Here is a 16,230-nt window from a genome sequence, read left to right as displayed (position 1 = left end):
AGGCTATCGGGCGCCCCAGACATAGGAGAGCCCGCATGGCCAAGACCTGGACCGCCTACACCAAGTTTTCCGATCAGGACGCCGCAGAGGCGCTGGCCGAGGCCATGGAGGATCTGGATCCCGAACCCACAGGCGTCGGCGTGTTCGAGATCGAGGACGGATCGGGCACATGGGAGGTGGGCGCCTATTTCACCGAAAGCCCCGATGGGGTCGAACTGGCGCTGCTGGCCGCAGCCTATGGCGGCACGCCTTTTGTCGTCTCCGAAGTGCCGGAAACCGACTGGGTGGACAAGGTGCGCCGCGAACTGACCCCGGTCGAGGCCGGGCGGTTTTTCGTCTATGGCAGCCATGACGCCGACAAGGTGCCCGAAGGCGCGGAGCCGCTGCTGATCGAGGCCGCGATGGCCTTTGGCACGGGTCATCACGGCACCACGCTGGGCTGTCTGCGGGCGCTGGACCGGCTGGCGCAGGACGGCATCGTGGGGCAGAGCGTGGCCGATATCGGCTGCGGCACCGCCGTGCTGGCCATGGCCGCCGCGCGGATCTGGCCGAACCCGGTGATTGCCTCGGACATCGACGAGGTTGCCGTGGAAGTGGCCGAGGTCAATGTGCGCGCCAACGGGCTGCAGGGCCGCGTCACCTGCGTGGAGGCGGCGGGTTTTGGCCATCCCGATCTGGCGGCGCGCGCGCCCTATGACCTGATCTTCGCCAATATCCTCAAGCAGCCGCTGATCGATCTGGCCCCCGAGATGGCGGCGGCGCTGGCGCCGGGCGGTCATGTCATCCTGTCGGGCATCCTGACCCGTCAGGCCGAAGAGGTGATCGACGCCTATGCCGCGCAGGGCGTGCCGCTGCTGCGGCAGGAGGTCATCGGCGACTGGGTCACGCTGACCCTGCGCAAGCCGGAGTGATCAAGACAAGGTTAACAAAGGCAAGTTTTCGACAAAGCGGGGAATTTGCCTAAATTTAGCCTTGATTTCGGCCTATCTCGGTCTTGTCTGGTGGGGGCCGGACAAGACGAGGCTGCCATGGACAGTGCGCTCCGCAATTTTGAAAAACGCCAGAAGGCGGTTGTGACCAAGCATCGCAAGCTGGCGCAGGGATATACCACCCGTATCAACCGCAACGGCACCATCGAACATCGCCCGCTGCGCCGCGTGCCTGCGGCACCGCTGCGGGTCATGCTGCTGCTGGCGGCGGGGGGGCTGGCCTTCAAGGGGCTCGCGCTCGCGGTTCTGGGAGAGGCTGACTATCTTGGCCATCTCACGACTCTGGCGGCGGGCAGCCTGCCCGAACAGATCGGCGGCTGGCTGATGACGGCTGACCCGGTGACCCACTGGATTGCGCAGCAGCTTCAGCCCCTGATCGGCTGAGGTTCTGGCCGGGGCCGCGCGGCGGCTCTGGCCCGCGCCCTGAATGCTGAAAGGCCGCGTCACCGGGAGGGGTGACGCGGCCTTTTGCCGTCGGGATGGGTCATGCTGTCAGCGCAGATGCGCGATGCGGTCGATGTCGCCGCGGCAGAGACCGATATCGTCGAGTTCGCGGTCGGTCAGAGCTTCAAGGCTCTTGCGGGTCAGGCGGGCGTCGTTCCAGTCCGCGATGGTGGCGAACAGGGTGCGGAAGGCGCCGCCGATGGTGCCGGCAAAACCGGCGCGGGGCGTGTCGTTCACGGAAAGCGGGGCGAAGCCGCTCACGAAGATGGTGCCGATCTGGCCGGCGATCCCGGTTGCACCGTGCTGCGGGCGGTTGGCGTCATAGACGGCCATGGTCTGTATCCTTGTCTGGGGTTTTCAAAGTGCCTTAATTCTATGCGGCAGATAGACAGAGGCGGCGGACCGGACAAGCTGCCAAAACTGCATGGTCGATCTGCGTTTCACACATAGCGAAAAAACTATGCAGCGCCGCAGCGAACCGGCTGAATTTTGAACAGCTTTGACCATGAAAAGCAGGCTTTGGGGGCTGTCATGGCCCGAACGACCGTGTCAGGACTGCCGCAGCCTGCGGAATGACGCGGTGCAGGGCTTGGCGCATGTTCGCCTTTCGTGCTAGGCCTGTGTCAAAACAACAACAGAGGCGGGCAGGCGATGCGAGTCATTGGGATTGATCCGGGTTTGCGGCACCTCGGCTGGGGGGTGATCGAGGCCGAAGGCAGCCGCTTGCGGCATGTCGCCAACGGGGTCTGCGATTCGGGGCAGGGGGAACTGGCGGGGCGGCTGCTGTCGCTTTATGATCAGCTCACCGACATCCTGCACAGGTTTCAGCCCGATCTGGCTGCGGTGGAACAGACCTTCGTGAACCGCGATGGCGCGGGCACGCTGAAGCTGGGGCAGGCGCGGGGCATCGCGCTGCTGGTGCCCGCGCAGTTCGGGCTGGAAATCGGGGAATATTCGCCCAACACCGTGAAGAAAACGGTGGTGGGCGTGGGGCACGCGGACAAGCGGCAGGTGGACCATATGGTAAAGATGCAACTGCCCGGCGTGGCGATCAGCGGGCCGGACGCGGCGGACGCGCTGGCGGTGGCGATCTGTCACGCGCATCATCTGGGCACGCAGCGCCTGCGGGTGCGCGCATGATCGGGCGCATCGCGGGACGGGTGGATTACAAGGGCGACGATCACGTGCTGATCGACGTGCGCGGCGTGGGCTATATCGTCTTCTGTTCGGACCGGGTGCTGGCGGCGCTGCCGCGTCCCGGCGAGGCGGCGGCGCTTTATACCGATCTGCTGGTGCGCGAGGATCTGCTGCAGCTTTTCGGCTTTCCCACGCTGCTGGAAAAGGAATGGTTCCGCCTGCTGCTGACGGTGCAGGGGGTGGGGGCCAAGGCCTCGCTGGCCATTCTGGGTGCGCTGGGGCCCGACGGCGTCAGCCGGGCGATTGCGCTTGGCGACTGGAACGCGGTCAAGGTGGCGCGCGGGGTCGGCCCCAAGACCGCGCAGCGCGTGGTCAACGAACTGAAGGACAAGGCGCCGGGGCTGATGGCCATGGGGCCGGGCCGGGCCACCAGCGCCGAGGATGTGGTGATCGAAGAGCCGGTGCCCGCCTCCGCCCGGGCGGAGCCTCTGCCGCCCGCCTCTCTGGGCGCGCAGGCCGAGGCGCTGTCGGCGCTGGCCAATCTGGGCTACGCGCCCTCCGAAGCGGCGGGCGCCGTGGCGCAGGCGGCACAGGATCTGCCCGGGGCCGAAACGCCCGCGCTGATCCGCGCCGCGCTGAAGCTCTTGGCGCCGAAGGGATAAGCCATGGCCGGACCCGATCCCACCCTGCGCCCCGATCCGCTGCCCGAAGATCACGACCGCGCCCTGCGCCCGCAGCGGCTGGAGGATTTTATCGGTCAGGCCGAGGCGCGGTCCAACCTGCGGGTGTTCATCCAGTCCGCCCGCCAGCGCGGCGAGGCGATGGACCACACGCTGTTTCACGGGCCTCCCGGTCTGGGCAAGACCACGCTGGCGCAGATCATGGCGCGGGAACTGGGGGTGGGGTTCCGCATGACCTCCGGCCCGGTGCTGGCCAAGGCCGGGGATCTGGCGGCGATCCTCACCAATCTGGAACGCAATGACGTGCTCTTCATCGACGAGATTCACCGGCTGAGCCCCGTGGTCGAAGAGGTGCTTTACCCCGCGATGGAGGATTACGAGCTGGATCTGGTGATCGGCGAAGGCCCCGCCGCGCGCACCGTCCGGATCGAACTGCAGCCCTTCACGCTGGTCGGCGCCACCACCCGGCTGGGCCTGCTGACCACGCCGCTGCGCGACCGTTTCGGCATTCCCACCCGGCTCAATTACTACACCGAGGCGGAGCTGCACGAGATCGTGACGCGCAACGCGGTGAAGCTGGGGGTGCGGTCAGAGCCGGAAGGCGCACAGGAGATCGCCCGCCGCGCCCGGGGCACGCCGCGCATCGCGGGGCGGCTGCTGCGCCGCGTGGTCGACTTTGCCGTGGTCGAAGGCGATGGCGTGGTCACCCGCGCGCTGGCCGATGGCGCGCTGACCCGGCTGGGGGTGGACCGCATCGGGCTGGATGGCGCCGACCTGCGTTATCTGACGCTGATCGCGGAAAATTACGCGGGCGGCCCGGTCGGGATCGAAACCCTGTCCGCCGCGCTGTCGGAAAGCCGCGACGCGCTGGAGGAGGTGATCGAACCCTATCTGCTGCAGCAGGGGCTGATCCAGCGCACGCCGCGCGGACGGATGCTGGCGCAGCGCGCATGGGATCATCTGGGCCTGCCGGTGCCGCGCCCGCCGGGGCAGGCCACGCTCTTTGACTGACGGGCTTGCGGCGGCGGGCCCTGCATGGCAGGCCCGCCTCCGGAGATCGGCAGAAGGAGACGGCCATGGACGCGGCAACGGTCGAGCAGTGGTTCACAAGGGCGGATGGCAGCTATCTTTGCGCGCGCTGGGGCAGGCCGCTGTCGCCGGTGGTGTTCGGGGTGGAGGATGCGACGCTGAGCCTCGTCAAGGGCGCGTTCGAGGCGATCTGCGCGCTGACAGGGCACAAGATGGCGCAGACCGATCCCGAGCTTGGCGCCAATGTCATGGTCTTTTTCCTGCGGGACTGGGCCGATCTGCGGACCGTGCCCGATCTGGACCGCCTGATCGAGGGGCTGGACGGCATGGTGACGCGCCTGCAGGACGCGGGCGCCAACCAGTACCGGCTGTTCCATTTCGACACGCAGGGGGCCATCCGGGCGGCCTTCGTGTTCCTGCGCATGGATGCGGCGCTGGACGCGATGGCGGCCGAGGATCTGGCGCTGGCGCAGGTGGTGCAGGTGATGCTGCTGTGGTCCGACAGCGCCTTTGCCGACCGCTCGCCGCTGGGCCAGCTTGGCGACGGGCGCGTGGTGCTGCGCCCCGAGATCGCGGCGCTGCTGCGCGCCGCCTATGATCCGGTGCTGCCCGATGTGGCGCGCGATCCGTCGCACGCGCTGCGGCTCGCGGCACGGATGGGCTGAGCCGGTTCACGGCTTGGCAAGACCTCTCTGCTAGTCCGGACCGGAACAGGCGGAGGGGCTGATGATCCGGAACATCCTGCTGGCGCTGCTGCTGACCCTTGCCGGGGGCGCGCAGGCGGCCATCCGGGCCAGCGTGGTGATGGATGCCCGCACGGGGGAGGTTTACGCCGAAGAGGGCGCCGACCTGCCGCATCCTCCCGCCTCCCTCACCAAGATGATGACGCTTTATCTGGCGTTCGAGGCGCTGGAGACGGGGCTGCGATCGCGGGAGGACCCTGTCACGGTTTCGGCGCGGGCGGTGGCACAGCCCGGCTCGCGCATGGGGCTGCGGGCGGGGCAGGTGGTGTCGCTGGGCGATCTGGTCACCGGGGTGGCGCTGGCCTCCGGCAATGACGCGGCGGTGGCGCTGGCCGAGGTGCTGGCGGGCAGCGAGGCGGCCTTTGTCGCCCGCATGAACGCGCGGGCGCAGGATCTGGGGCTGGATGGCACCCGCTATGCCAATCCGCACGGGCTGACCGCGCCCGGCCATCTGACCACAGCCCGCGACATGTCCACGCTGGGCCGCAGGCTGTGGCTGGATTTTCCGGAATTCTGGGGCCTTTTTGCGCAGCAGCAGGCGGGAGGGCTGCGCCACACCAACAGCCGCTTCCTGTCGGGCTATGCCGGGGCGGACGGGATCAAGACCGGCTACACCCGGGCGGCGGGGTATAACATCACCGCCTCGGCAATGCGCGGCGAGAAGCGGCTGATCGTCACCGTGCTGGGCGCGGCATCCTCGGCGGAGCGGCTGGCAGAGGTGACGCAGCGGATGGATCAGGGATTTGCGCAGGCCCCAGATCATGCGCCGGTGCGGCGGCGGGGCGTGCCGCGCGACTGGATGGCGCCGCGCGATCCGCTGCTGGTGGCGCAGGGCGGCGCGGCGCAGGATCCCCCGCCCGTGGCGGCCACGGGGCCGCCGGGGGGCGTGGGGATCGGGGTATTCCTGCGCTAGCCCGGTTCAGGCGCCGACCATTCCCACGATCTCGTAGGTGCGCTTCAGGATCGGTGCGGCAAGGGCATTGGCCCGTTCGGAGCCTGCGCGCAGCACCGCGTCGATCTCGGCGGGATCCTGCATCAGCCGCGCCATCTCGGTCGAGATCGGCGCCAGCTTGGCCACCGCCAGATCCGCCAGCTTCGGCTTGAATTCCGAAAACTGCTGTCCGCCCACCTCGGCCAGCACCTCGGCCACGGTGGTGTCGGCAAGGGCTGCGTAGATGTTGAGCAGGTTGCGCGCCTCGGGCCGTCCCTCCAGCCCCTCGATTTCGGAGGGCAGGGCGTCGGGATCGGTGCGTGCCTTGCGGATCTTGCTGGAAATCGCGTCGGCATCGTCGGTCATGTTGATGCGCGAGGCATCCGAAGGATCGGATTTCGACATCTTCTTCGAGCCGTCGCGCAGGCTCATGACCCGGGTGGCCGCGCCTTCGATCACCGGCTCGGTCATCGGAAAGAACTCGGTGCCGAAGTCGTGGTTGAACTTCGCCGCGATGTCGCGGGTCAGCTCCACATGCTGTTTCTGGTCCTCGCCCACCGGCACATGGGTGGCGTGATAGACAAGGATGTCGGCGGCCATCAGCGCCGGATAGGCATAAAGCCCGAGCGAGGCTTTTTCGGCATTCTTGCCCGCCTTGTCCTTGAACTGCGTCATGCGGTTCATCCAGCCAAGCCGCGCCACGCAGTTGAAAATCCACGCCAGCTGCGCATGGGCGGGCACCTGGCTCTGGTTGAAGAGGATCGACCGGGCGGGGTCGAGCCCCGCTGCCAGATAACCCGCCGTCAGCTCCCGGGTCTGGCGGCGCAGCGCCTCCGGATCCTGCCAGACGGTGATGGCGTGCATGTCGACCACGCAATACAGCGTCTCGATGCCGCTGTCCTGCATGTCGACAAACCGCCGGATCGCCCCCAGATAGTTGCCCAGCGTCAGCCCGCCAGAGGGCTGGATTCCGGAGAACACGCGGGGCGAGAAGGAGGTCTGGGTCTGGGCCGCCTCGGTCATGGGCTTTCCTTCGTCTGGATATTCTGTCTGCGCTGGCTTACCCATGCCCCGACATGCCGTCAAGAAAGAGGCCATCATGGCGCACCGCCACACCGAATCGCCGCTGAACCCGCTGCCGCCCGTCATCATCGCGCTGTTTGTCGTGATCGTGGGGGTGGAGGCCGCCTTTTCGCTGGGCGCGCGCGGGCTGGTCGGCGGCCCCGAGGCCGTGGGCTGGCGGCTGGAGGCGCTGCAGCGCTTCTCTTTTTCCGGCAACATCCTTGGCTGGATGATCGACACCGGGCAATACCCGCCCGAGCATCTGCTGCGCTTCTTCAGCTACCCCTTCGTGCATGGCAATTTCACCCATGCGCTGTTTGCCGGGGTGATGCTGCTGGCGCTTGGCAAGATGGTGGCCGAAGCGCTGGGTCCGGCGCGCACGCTGGCGATCCTTGCCGCCTCGACCTTTGGCGGGGCACTGGCCTATGGCGTGCTGCTGGCGACACCGGTGCCGCTGATCGGGGCCTTTCCGCCGATCTACGGGCTGATCGGCGCTTTCACCTATCTGCTGTGGCTGCGGCTGGGGCAGGTGGGCGGCCAGCAGGTCCGGGCGTTTTCACTGATCGGCATCCTGCTGGGCATCCAGCTGCTGTTTGGCCTGCTCTTCGGCGGCGGGCTGGACTGGGTGGCGGATCTGGGCGGCTTCGCCTCCGGCTTTGCGCTGACCATCCTGCTGGTGCCCGGCGGCTGGCAGCGCCTGCGCGACAGGCTGCGCCAGCGCTGAGTCAGAACATGTCGGCGGGCAGGACCGGCAGGAACCGAGAAAACGCCTTGCCCGAGGCATTGGGGTAGGGCAGGGCAAAGCCCTCGCGCTCTTCGGGCGGGCGGGCGGCATTGGCCAGCGCGGCACGGCGCCATGTGCGCGACTGCACCGGATCGTGCCCCTCCAGATGCGCGCCCAGCCAGATCTCGGCCAGCCGCCGCTGCAGGGCGATCACCGTCTCGGGACGGCGGAACAGGATCGAGGCTTCGGTATCCCAGCGCAGCGACCGGCCATTGAGATTGGCCGAGCCCACCAGACCCACGCGGTCATCCACCAGCAGCACCTTGGAATGCACATAGACCGGGCCCGCGCCATGCAGCGGCGGCACGTCTTCGGGGGCGGGGCGCGGCTGCCCGGGAGAGATCAGCGCCAGCCGGTCGCCAAAGGCGCGGGTCAGGCGGCCCACCGCCTCGGATTGCAGCGCGTGGCCGTGTCGGGCATCCCAGCTGTCATTCGCCTCGTAAAGCACGCGGTCGGCGAAGGGCGGCAGCACCACCACCAGTTGCAGATGCTCGTGCCGTCCGGCGGCGCGCACCAGCGCCTCGACCACGGGGCGGTGTCGCAGGAACTGGGTTTCCACATAGATGTGGCGCTGCGCCTCGCCGATAAGGGCGAGAATGGTCTTTTCATGCTCGATGATGGTGGCCCGCGGCGCCAGCCGCGCGGGGGCGGAACAGGGCGCGGAGAAGGTCCGCACCAGCCGCAGGTCGGCGCTGCCCTGCGGGCGGGTGTCGGTGTCAAAGCGCACGGCCTCGCCGGTGAGGCAGGGGGTGCCGCAATCCAGCGCCGCATTCCAGCAGGTGCCGAAATGGTGGTGCAGTACGGCGGCGAACTCCGCATCCTCCACCACCATGGACACATCATGCCATGTCTCGTCGCTGGGGCGGTCATGTTCGGGCGTGTCATAGCGGCGTTCGTTGATGTCGAGCCCGCCGATCACGCAGCTTTGCCGGTCGGCCACGGCGAATTTCTGGTGGATGGTCACCGGGCGCAGCGCCACGGCCCCGGCCAGAACGGCGCGCTGCACCGGGGTCAGCTCGTCGCGGTCAAGCTCGCGCAGTTCGGCCAGCTTGCGGGTGATGCGCCCGCGCATGACCATGCGCCAGACCCAGCCCGCAGCCTGCCCGTGCGGCGCGCAGATCACCTGCGCGTCGCCCTGCAGCGTTTTGGCGAAGCCCTTGGCAGAAGTCCATGCCTGCCGGTGCAGATCCGAGGTGAAGACGGGATCGAAATCCGAAATCATCAGCCGCAGCCGCACGCCGCGGCGGCTGATATCGGCCAGAAGATCGGCCCATGTCGCCAGTCCCCGCGCCAGCAGGTCGGGGCTGTGCAGCCGGGTGGTCGGGTCGAAGATGCGGAAGCTCATCACAAGCTCCTCGCGGGCGGAATCGGCCAGCCGTTCGAGCGCGGGGAAGCCCTCGGCGGCGGTAATCAGGGGAGTCAGCGTCATGTGGATCGGCCTTTGCGGCGGAATGCGGCGCGGAATTCGGACAAGCGGAATGCGCCTGTCACCTGTCCCGCCACGGCATAGGCCAGCATCCCGATGCCGATGAGCAGGGCAAGCACAAGAGCCCGCCAGAAGCTTACACTCAGGAACGGCGTCAGCAGCCACATGGTTCCCCACAGCACCGCCCCCATCAGCACGGAGGCGAGACAGATCCGCCAGATGCGGCGGCGGAACCGGTCATCGAACCGCGCCACCTCGCCCAGACGGCGGCCGCCCCATGCCAGCTGCGCCACCATGATCCATGCCGAGACGGTGGTGGCGACGGCAGGCGCGATCCAGCCCAGCACCGGCGCGAGCCCGATCGCCAGCACCGCGTTCACCGCCATGGACCAGAGCGCGTAGCGGAACGGGGTGCGCGTGTCCTCGCGCGCGAAGAAGAGCGGCTGCAGCACCTTCTGCAGCACGAAGGCGGGCAGGCCCAGCCCGTAGATGGCGACCGCCAGGGCGATGGCCTGCGCGTCGGCCATGCTGGTCTGGCCGCGCTGGAACAGCACCGACACGATGGGCAGCGGCACCACCACCAGCGCCACGGCGGCGGGCACGGTCAGCGCCAGCGACAGTTCGCCCGCGCGGGAAAAGGCGTGGCGCGCGCCCGCATCATCCTGCGCCTTGAGCCGCCGCGACAGGTCGGGCAGCAGCACGATACCGACGGCGATGCCCACCACCCCCAGCGGCAGCTGATAGAGCCGGTCGGCGGCGTAAAGCCAGCCCACCGCCTTTTCGAAATTCGACGCGACCTGCTGGCCGACCAGCAGGTTGATCTGCATGACCCCGCCAGCCAGCGCTGCGGGCACCGCGACCCGCACCAGCCGCTTCATGTCGGGCGTCCAGCGCGGGCGCCCGGGGCGCAGGCGGATGCCCGAGCGCGCGGTGGCGATCCAGACCAGCACAAGCTGCGCCACCCCGGCCAGCGGGATGGCCCAGATCAGCCACAGCACCACATCGCCGCCCAGCACCGCACCCGCGACCATGGCCGCGATCACGAAGATGTTCAGCAGCACCGGTGCGGCGGCGGCGGCGGCAAAATGGCCGGTGGCGTTCAGCACGCCCGAACACAGCGCCGCCAGCGAGATGAAGAAGATATAGGGAAAGACGATGCGCCCGAAGCCGACGGTCAGATCGAACCGCGCATCCCCTGCAAACCCGCCCGCCGTGGCCCAGACCAGCGCGGGCATGAACACCAGCGCCAGACCCGACAGCACCAGCAGCACGAAGGCGAGCCCGTTCATTGCTTCGGAGGCGAAGCGCGAGGGATCCTCGCCGCCTTCGTATTTCTTGGAGAAGATCGGCACAAAAGCGGCGTTGAACGCGCCTTCGGCAAAGAAACGGCGGAACATGTTGGGCAGGCGGAAGGCCGCGACAAAGGCATCCATCACCGGGCCGGGGCCGATATAGGCAAGGATGAAGATCTCGCGGGCGACCCCCAGCACGCGGCTGGCAAGGGTCCAGAACCCGACCGTCATGATGCCCGAAATCAGGCGGATGGGTTTCATGTCTGGATCTCCGTCCGGGGTTGCAGGGCAGGCCTAGCTCATCGCCTTGGGCGGTAAAAGGGGGCGCGCATCAGCGCCGCCACAGATGCGCGTGACCGGCCAGCCAGCCCTGCGCCTTGGCCAGCGCCCGGTTGGCGGGAGAGGGGCGAGGCAGGGGGCCGTGGCGCAGCCGGTCGCAGATCACCTCCACCGCGCAGGGCTGGCCGCTGACCGGATCGCGGTAGCGCGGATAGTCGATCAGCGCGGCATGCACGAGGCTTTCAAGCGTGGGGCGCGGGCCGGTCAGGCGGCGCGGGGGCGGCGGGCTCAGATCACGGGTCAGCCCCCAGCCCGCATAGAAGGGCAGGCCCAGCGTGGTGACGGGCACGCCGCGCAGCAGCGCCTCGAACCCGGTGAGGGAGGTCAGCGTCCACACCTCCTGCACCGCGCCCAGCAGAGCGGCCATGTCGGCCTGCGCCACGGTGGCATCGGCCCAAAGCTCCGGCTGCTCCACCATGCCCGCGCGCAGCCCGGCCACCACATCGGGATGCGGGCGCCACAGGATCACCGCGCCGGGGTTTTCTGCGCGCACCCGCGCCAGCAGATCGGCGTTGCGGCGGATCTGCGGGCTGCCTTTCTGGAGGCTGGCGTCATTCTCTACCTGACCGGGCACAAGGATGCGGTGGCCCGGCGGCAGGTCGGGCAGCGCGCCGCCAAGGTTGTATTTGCTGAGCCCGCCCGCCGTCATGGTCCGGATCAGCCGCGCGGCGCGCTGGCTCTGGTCCGGGCTCAGCTCTGCGCGGCGCGCGATCAGATGCTCCAGCCGCGACGGGCGGGAGGGGTCGTAATGGATGCCCAGATCGTCCAGCACCAGCGACAGCGGCGGCACCAGATCGGCCCCCAGCCCGCGCGAGCGCAGGAAACCATCCTCAACCCGCACGGCGGTGTCGTCCTCTGCCGCCTTGCTGGCCCAGACCATGTGGCGCCGGTCGGAGGGCGGGGTACGGGCGCTGGCAAAGATCACCGGGCGCTGCGTGCCGAAAAAACCCTGCAGCGGGCCGCGTTTCCATGCGCGCATGCCATGGGCGACCCAGCCGCGATGATCCTCGCGCCATGCCCGGGTCTGCGCCTCGAAGGCCGAGAGCGCGTCCTCGAACGCGCAGAGCCGGTCGCGGCAGGGATCATACCAGAGCGGGTGCAGGATCATCGCCGCCGCAAACAGCTGCGCGCGGGTCAGGTGGCGGCGGCGGCGGGGAAACTGCGCCTCGTCGGTGCTGAGCCCCCAGCCCGCATAGAAGGGCGTGCCAAAGACGCGCGGGCGGTGACCGGCAAGGATCGCCTCGAACCCCAGCTGCGAGGAAACGGTATAGACCGCCACCGCCCCCTCCAGCAGCGCCCAAGGCGAGACGGAATCGGCGCAGAGGCTGACGGGGCCGGTGGCATCTTCGGCGGTGAAATGGCCGGGGCGGTGGCCCTGCGCGGTTTCGGGATGGGTCTTGAGCACGAAGCGCGCGCCGGGGTTTTCCTCGCGCGCGATCATCAGCATTTCCAGAAACCGGTTGCGGTCGGCGCCACAGGCCCGGACCGAGGCATCGCCGCGCGTCTGGTCCACCACCAGCACATAGCCCGGCGCGGGCAGCGGGGCTGTGGGGTCAAAGCCGGTATATTTGGTCAGATGCCCGTCGCGCAGCCGGGCGATGCCGCCGCGCGCCCGGTCGAGCAGGGCGTGATCGTCCAGCGGATGCGTGGCCAGCAGATGCTCCAGATCCGAAGCCTGCCGCGCATCAAAATGCACGCCGCGCGCATCCAGCATCAGCCCCAGCGGCGGCTCTCCGGCGCGGCCCGGCTGCAGCGAGCGCAGAAAGGCATCCTCGATCCGCAGCAGCGGGGCGCCATGGCGGGCGGCAATCGCCTCTCCGCGCGCGGCATAGGGCGACTGGCCCCAGACGCCGACATGATCGCCCGGCCCCGGCAGGCCCAGCGAGATCTGCCAGCCCGCCGCCGCCAGCATCCGGCGCAGGCGGCGCTGGGTCAGAAACCCGGCGCTGTAGACAAAAAGACGCCGGGGGATTTCTCCCCCGGCGCTGCCCTGTCCCTCGTTATGATTGTTCAGGGGCACGTTCAGCTGCCGGACAGCGAATCCGACACCGTGGCCACCGTGCTGACTGTGGTCAGCGAGCCGGTGATGGCGGCGATCGCCTTGTTCCACTGCGCATAGGGCGCTTCGGTGACGTAGAGCGTGTCCTGATCGCGCACGACAAAGTCGCGCGCCATGAACACGCCGTTTGGCCGGGTCAGATCCAGCACATAGACCATGCGCTGCGCGCCGATCAGGTCGGTCCGGCCCAGCACCTGATTGGCGATGTCGGCGGGTTCGTTGCGGAAGATGAAGACGCCGGTGGGATCGGCGGCGGTGGGCACCAGCCCGCCGACCTGTGCGATGGCCTCCACCGCCGACAGGGTCTGCGTCTCGAAGGGCACGCGGGCCTGCGTGCCGGTGGCGCCAAGCGCGGTGAAGGCGCGGGTGTCTTCCTCGACCAGAATCCGGTCGCCGCCGCGCAGCGCGATGTCATAGCGCGGGTTCTTGTAGAGATCCTGAAACCAGATCTTGCCCTGATGTCCGCCGCGCAGCACGGTGATCTGCGCGATTTCCGGCTCGATGGCGATGCCGCCCGCGCGGGCCAGCATGGCCGACAGCGTGCGCGTGGGCCGTTCGATCGGATAGACGCCCTGCGCCCCCACCGCGCCCACAAGGCTGACGCTGGATCCGTCGCCCGCCAGACGCCGCACCTCGACCTGCGGATGGGGGGTCTGGTCCTGCAGCTTGTCGGTGATCAGGCGGCGGATCGCCTCTGGGGAATTGCCAGCGGCCTGAATCCGGCCTGCATAGGGCACGAAGATGGAGCCCGAGCCATCGACCTGCACTTCTTCAAGGATGGTGGAATTGGTGGTTTCCGCCGCCAGAAGCCCGTCATCGACGTTTTCCCAGATGGTCAGGCCCAGCACGTCCCCCGGCTGGATCGTGTCCGATCCGACCAGTCCCGCGCTCTGGAACTGTTCGGAAAAGCCAAGTGCCGGGACCACGGCGGTGGCGCGGGTCACGCGGTCATTGACCGAGATGACAAAGGCGTCGCCCTCCTGCATCACCGATCCGGCATAGATTTCGCGTTTGTTGGGGCCGACGCGCGGCAGGCCGCAGGAGGCCAGAAACGACACCGCGACCAGAAGTGCGACGGATTGCGCCCATCGACTGGGAAACTGTTTCACTGCTCGGTCTCCTCGACCTGTTCTTGCCTCTGGCTTTTTTGGAAAACCCTAGCGCAGGACCTTGCAAAAACATACCCTGTCGGGGCCTGCCGCTCAGCGGACAAGCCGCAACTGTTGCCGGGGCGCCGCGGTTCCGTGACGCAGCGCGTCATAGGGATCATGCGGGGCCAGCATCATGTCGACCACCTGCCGCAGCAGCTGCCGCCGCCCGCGGGCGGAATAGAAGCCGCCGGGAAGCTGGCTGGTTTCCAGCAGATAGCGGCGGAACTGCTTGTAGGCGCGGTTGTCGGGCGGGGTGGGCTGGGCAAAAAACTCGGCCAGCGGCTGGTCCGAGACAAATTCCGGCTTGGCATAGACCGCCCGGCCAAAGACCCGCAGCGGGATGCCGCGCCACAGCACCTGCTGTCCGGCGGTGGAATTGACGGTGACGGCGCTGCGCGCGTCGTTCAGCAGCTGCGCCAGCTTGCCGCCGGGGACAAAATGCACCCGGTCCTCCACCCCCAGACGGCGGGCGGTGTCGCGGATGGCGCGGCGCAGCGGGAACTGGCCGTTTTCCAGCGGATGCGCCTTGACCACCAGATGATGATGGCCGGGGGCGCCGCGGGCGAACCCCTCGATCACCAGATCCAGGAATTCGGTCATCGAGCCAAAGGGCGAATGCTGGCGGAAGCTGGCATCATGTTCCAGCTGCAGCAGCGCCAGATGATAGGGAAAGCCGCCCAGCCGGATGCGCAGCGTCTCGATCAGCCGCTCGGCGCGGTTGACCGGCATCAGCAGCAGGCGCTTGACGTAAAGCTGGAATTCGCGCGCCACCGACAGGTCGCGATGCGGGCGGAAGGCGCGGTAATCGCCGTTCCGGAACAGCACGAACCAGTGGTAGAGCGCGCCGTAGAAGATGTGCTGGCGCATGTCGCCCCAATGGCCGGGGGGCAGCGGCGCCTCCATGTCCGAGCGTTCGAGCGCCGCGCGCATCTCTGGCACGGTCATCTGCATCAGCCGGGAATGGCCATTGGCGCCGCCGCGTTCATAGGTGACCCAGTAGGGGCGCATGTAGCCTTCTTCGAAGACATGCACGGTCAGGCCCCGGGCGCGCGCCTCGGCCACGGCCTGCGCATGCAGCGGGCGGGTGTCGCCATAGAGGACCAGATCGGTGACGCGCTTCTGGCTGAGGAGCGTGCGCAGGTGGTCGGGCCAGTCGGCGGGCGGGGCGGTGAAGGGCAGGTAGCTTTGCGGATGGAACCAGAAGGCGCGGTCGCCCGCGTTGAAGCCGACGCGCCAGACCTCGGCCCCGGTGCGGCGCAGCATCTGGCCCAGACGGTGAAAGAACGGCCCGTGCGGGCCCTGAAGGAACAGGAAGACCCGGTGCTGCGCTGTTGCCTTGGTCATGGCCCCCCGCTAAGGATTGGCCCCGTCCGGGGCGGTCCGATGGAGGACGCTACCGTGATTTCGTGACCAGAATAAGGCCCTCATGGGGCAGACAGGGAGAAGCGGCATGTTCACCGGCATCGTCACCGACATGGGCGAAATCCGCGATCTGACGCAGGCGGGGGATCTGACCGCGCGGATCGGCACGCGGTATGACACCGGCGGCATCGACATCGGCGCCTCCATCGCCTGCGACGGGGTCTGCCTGACCGTGGTGACGCTGGGGCCGGACTGGTTCGACGTGCAGATCAGCGCGGAAACCCTGTCAAAGACCAATCTTGGCGGCTGGACCGCAGGCCAGCGGATCAATCTGGAACGCGCGCTGAAGGTCGGCGACGAGCTGGGCGGGCATATCGTGTCCGGTCATGTGGACGGGCTGGCCGAGGTGGTGTCGGTGACCGACGAGGGCGACAGCACCCGGGTGCAGCTGCGCGCCCCCGAGGCGCTGGCCAAGTTCATCGCGCCCAAGGGATCGGTGGCGCTGAACGGCACCTCGCTGACGGTGAACGAGGTGCAGGGTGCGGTGTTCGGCATCAACTTCATCCCGCATACCAAAGAGGTCACCACATGGGGCCGGGTCGCGGTGGGCGACCGGGTCAATCTGGAGGTGGACACCATGGCGCGCTATGTGGCGCGGCTGGCCGAGATGAGCTGAGGCGCGGCGCTGGGAAAGGCGAGGGGCTCTGCCCCTCGCGCCGGAGGCGCGGTGCTGGGAAAGGCGAGGGGCGCTGCCCCTCGCGCCGGAGGCGCGGCGCCAGATCAAGGCGAGGGGCGCTGCCCC

16 protein-coding genes are annotated in these 16,230 nt (G+C 68.4%); 9 read left to right on the top strand and 7 right to left on the bottom strand.

Annotation, left to right across the window (positions count from 1 at the left end):
• Positions 1 to 35 precede the first annotated feature (35 nt).
• Positions 36 to 911, top strand: coding sequence for a 50S ribosomal protein L11 methyltransferase (locus VK682_RS18300; protein ID WP_089849016.1), 876 nt, complete (start codon positions 36 to 38; stop codon positions 909 to 911).
• A gap of 117 nt (positions 912 to 1,028) precedes the next feature.
• Entirely contained in the window at positions 1,029 to 1,373 is a 345-nt protein-coding gene (locus VK682_RS18295) for a hypothetical protein (RefSeq protein WP_089849018.1), read from the top strand.
• Positions 1,374 to 1,481: 108 nt separating this feature from the next.
• On the opposite strand, the gene VK682_RS27385 is transcribed toward VK682_RS18295, so the two are convergent.
• Complete coding sequence (locus tag VK682_RS27385) at positions 1,482 to 1,766, bottom strand: DUF1127 domain-containing protein (protein ID WP_089849020.1); 285 nt, start codon at positions 1,764 to 1,766, stop codon at positions 1,482 to 1,484.
• A gap of 318 nt (positions 1,767 to 2,084) precedes the next feature.
• Here VK682_RS27385 and ruvC point away from each other — a divergent pair, with 318 nt between their 5' ends.
• The 5 genes from ruvC to VK682_RS18265 all read left to right on the top strand — a co-directional run bounded on the left by ruvC (position 2,085) and on the right by VK682_RS18265 (position 5,935).
• Positions 2,085 to 2,573, top strand: coding sequence for a crossover junction endodeoxyribonuclease RuvC (gene ruvC / locus VK682_RS18285; RefSeq protein ID WP_089849022.1), 489 nt, complete (start codon positions 2,085 to 2,087; stop codon positions 2,571 to 2,573).
• On the top strand, positions 2,570 to 3,232 hold the full coding sequence (gene ruvA, locus VK682_RS18280) for a Holliday junction branch migration protein RuvA (RefSeq protein ID WP_324782316.1): 663 nt from the start codon (positions 2,570 to 2,572) through the stop codon (positions 3,230 to 3,232). The genes ruvC and ruvA overlap by 4 nt, the downstream gene beginning before the upstream one ends.
• 3 nt (positions 3,233 to 3,235) lie before the next feature.
• Positions 3,236 to 4,261, top strand: a complete 1,026-nt coding sequence (gene ruvB / locus VK682_RS18275; protein WP_089849026.1) for a Holliday junction branch migration DNA helicase RuvB — start codon at positions 3,236 to 3,238, stop codon at positions 4,259 to 4,261.
• Positions 4,262 to 4,326: 65 nt separating this feature from the next.
• Positions 4,327 to 4,944: a hypothetical protein gene (locus tag VK682_RS18270; RefSeq protein ID WP_324782315.1), complete on the top strand. Its 618-nt coding sequence runs from the start codon at positions 4,327 to 4,329 to the stop codon at positions 4,942 to 4,944.
• Positions 4,945 to 5,005: 61 nt separating this feature from the next.
• Positions 5,006 to 5,935: a D-alanyl-D-alanine carboxypeptidase family protein gene (locus VK682_RS18265; protein WP_324782314.1), complete on the top strand. Its 930-nt coding sequence runs from the start codon at positions 5,006 to 5,008 to the stop codon at positions 5,933 to 5,935.
• Positions 5,936 to 5,941: 6 nt separating this feature from the next.
• Here VK682_RS18265 and trpS read toward each other — a convergent pair whose 3' ends face one another.
• The gene (gene trpS / locus VK682_RS18260) at positions 5,942 to 6,976 is read right to left on the bottom strand and encodes a tryptophan--tRNA ligase (RefSeq protein ID WP_089849032.1); all 1,035 of its coding nucleotides are present in this window, start codon (positions 6,974 to 6,976) and stop codon (positions 5,942 to 5,944) included.
• Positions 6,977 to 7,052: 76 nt separating this feature from the next.
• On the opposite strand from trpS, the gene VK682_RS18255 reads away from it, so the two are divergent.
• Positions 7,053 to 7,739, top strand: coding sequence for a rhomboid family intramembrane serine protease (locus tag VK682_RS18255; RefSeq protein ID WP_089849034.1), 687 nt, complete (start codon positions 7,053 to 7,055; stop codon positions 7,737 to 7,739).
• Position 7,740: 1 nt separating this feature from the next.
• Here the strand turns inward: VK682_RS18255 and VK682_RS18250 are convergent, their stop codons facing one another.
• The 5 genes from VK682_RS18250 to VK682_RS18230 all read right to left on the bottom strand — a co-directional run bounded on the left by VK682_RS18250 (position 7,741) and on the right by VK682_RS18230 (position 15,410).
• Positions 7,741 to 9,228 carry a phospholipase D family protein gene (locus VK682_RS18250; RefSeq protein WP_230797222.1) on the bottom strand — a complete coding sequence of 496 codons (1,488 nt, stop codon included), beginning with the start codon at positions 9,226 to 9,228 and terminating at the stop codon, positions 7,741 to 7,743.
• The gene (murJ, locus tag VK682_RS18245) at positions 9,225 to 10,778 is read right to left on the bottom strand and encodes a murein biosynthesis integral membrane protein MurJ (protein ID WP_324782313.1); all 1,554 of its coding nucleotides are present in this window, start codon (positions 10,776 to 10,778) and stop codon (positions 9,225 to 9,227) included. Before murJ ends, VK682_RS18250 begins: the two co-directional genes overlap by 4 nt.
• Positions 10,779 to 10,848: 70 nt before the next feature.
• Positions 10,849 to 12,876 (bottom strand): capsule polysaccharide biogenesis protein, encoded by a 2,028-nt coding sequence (locus tag VK682_RS18240; protein WP_465270354.1) that lies wholly within the window; start codon positions 12,874 to 12,876, stop codon positions 10,849 to 10,851.
• A gap of 2 nt (positions 12,877 to 12,878) precedes the next feature.
• On the bottom strand, positions 12,879 to 14,024 hold the full coding sequence (locus tag VK682_RS18235) for a polysaccharide biosynthesis/export family protein (protein ID WP_324782312.1): 1,146 nt from the start codon (positions 14,022 to 14,024) through the stop codon (positions 12,879 to 12,881).
• A 93-nt stretch (positions 14,025 to 14,117) separates the two neighbouring features.
• A complete protein-coding gene (locus tag VK682_RS18230) occupies positions 14,118 to 15,410 on the bottom strand; it encodes a capsule polysaccharide biogenesis protein (protein ID WP_230797219.1) in 1,293 nt (430 codons plus the stop codon).
• Between the two features lie 106 nt (positions 15,411 to 15,516).
• On the opposite strand from VK682_RS18230, the gene VK682_RS18225 reads away from it, so the two are divergent.
• Entirely contained in the window at positions 15,517 to 16,104 is a 588-nt protein-coding gene (locus VK682_RS18225) for a riboflavin synthase (RefSeq protein WP_089849042.1), read from the top strand.
• Positions 16,105 to 16,230: the final 126 nt, after the last annotated feature.

It is taken from the genome of Salipiger marinus (assembly GCF_035481585.1).
In the GTDB taxonomy this organism is placed as follows: Bacteria; Pseudomonadota; Alphaproteobacteria; order Rhodobacterales; family Rhodobacteraceae; genus Salipiger; species Salipiger marinus.
Note: the sequence above shows the minus strand (reverse complement) of the source record. Positions and strands in the feature narration are given on the sequence as shown.

Bases quoted from the DNA above. Each gene is read 5' to 3' on its own strand.
- VK682_RS18300 (WP_089849016.1), top strand. From the start codon at position 36: ATGGCCAAGACCTGGACCGCCTACACCAAGTTTTCCGATCAGGACGCC.
- trpS (WP_089849032.1), bottom strand. From the start codon at position 6,976: ATGACCGAGGCGGCCCAGACCCAGACCTCCTTCTCGCCCCGCGTGTTC.
- VK682_RS18255 (WP_089849034.1), top strand. From the start codon at position 7,053: ATGGCGCACCGCCACACCGAATCGCCGCTGAACCCGCTGCCGCCCGTC.
- VK682_RS18225 (WP_089849042.1), top strand. From the start codon at position 15,517: ATGTTCACCGGCATCGTCACCGACATGGGCGAAATCCGCGATCTGACG.
- VK682_RS18250 (WP_230797222.1), bottom strand. From the start codon at position 9,228: ATGACGCTGACTCCCCTGATTACCGCCGCCGAGGGCTTCCCCGCGCTC.
- ruvB (WP_089849026.1), top strand. From the start codon at position 3,236: ATGGCCGGACCCGATCCCACCCTGCGCCCCGATCCGCTGCCCGAAGAT.
- VK682_RS18270 (WP_324782315.1), top strand. From the start codon at position 4,327: ATGGACGCGGCAACGGTCGAGCAGTGGTTCACAAGGGCGGATGGCAGC.
- VK682_RS18230 (WP_230797219.1), bottom strand. From the start codon at position 15,410: ATGACCAAGGCAACAGCGCAGCACCGGGTCTTCCTGTTCCTTCAGGGC.
- ruvC (WP_089849022.1), top strand. From the start codon at position 2,085: ATGCGAGTCATTGGGATTGATCCGGGTTTGCGGCACCTCGGCTGGGGG.
- VK682_RS27385 (WP_089849020.1), bottom strand. From the start codon at position 1,766: ATGGCCGTCTATGACGCCAACCGCCCGCAGCACGGTGCAACCGGGATC.
- ruvA (WP_324782316.1), top strand. From the start codon at position 2,570: ATGATCGGGCGCATCGCGGGACGGGTGGATTACAAGGGCGACGATCAC.
- VK682_RS18265 (WP_324782314.1), top strand. From the start codon at position 5,006: ATGATCCGGAACATCCTGCTGGCGCTGCTGCTGACCCTTGCCGGGGGC.
- murJ (WP_324782313.1), bottom strand. From the start codon at position 10,778: ATGAAACCCATCCGCCTGATTTCGGGCATCATGACGGTCGGGTTCTGG.
- VK682_RS18295 (WP_089849018.1), top strand. From the start codon at position 1,029: ATGGACAGTGCGCTCCGCAATTTTGAAAAACGCCAGAAGGCGGTTGTG.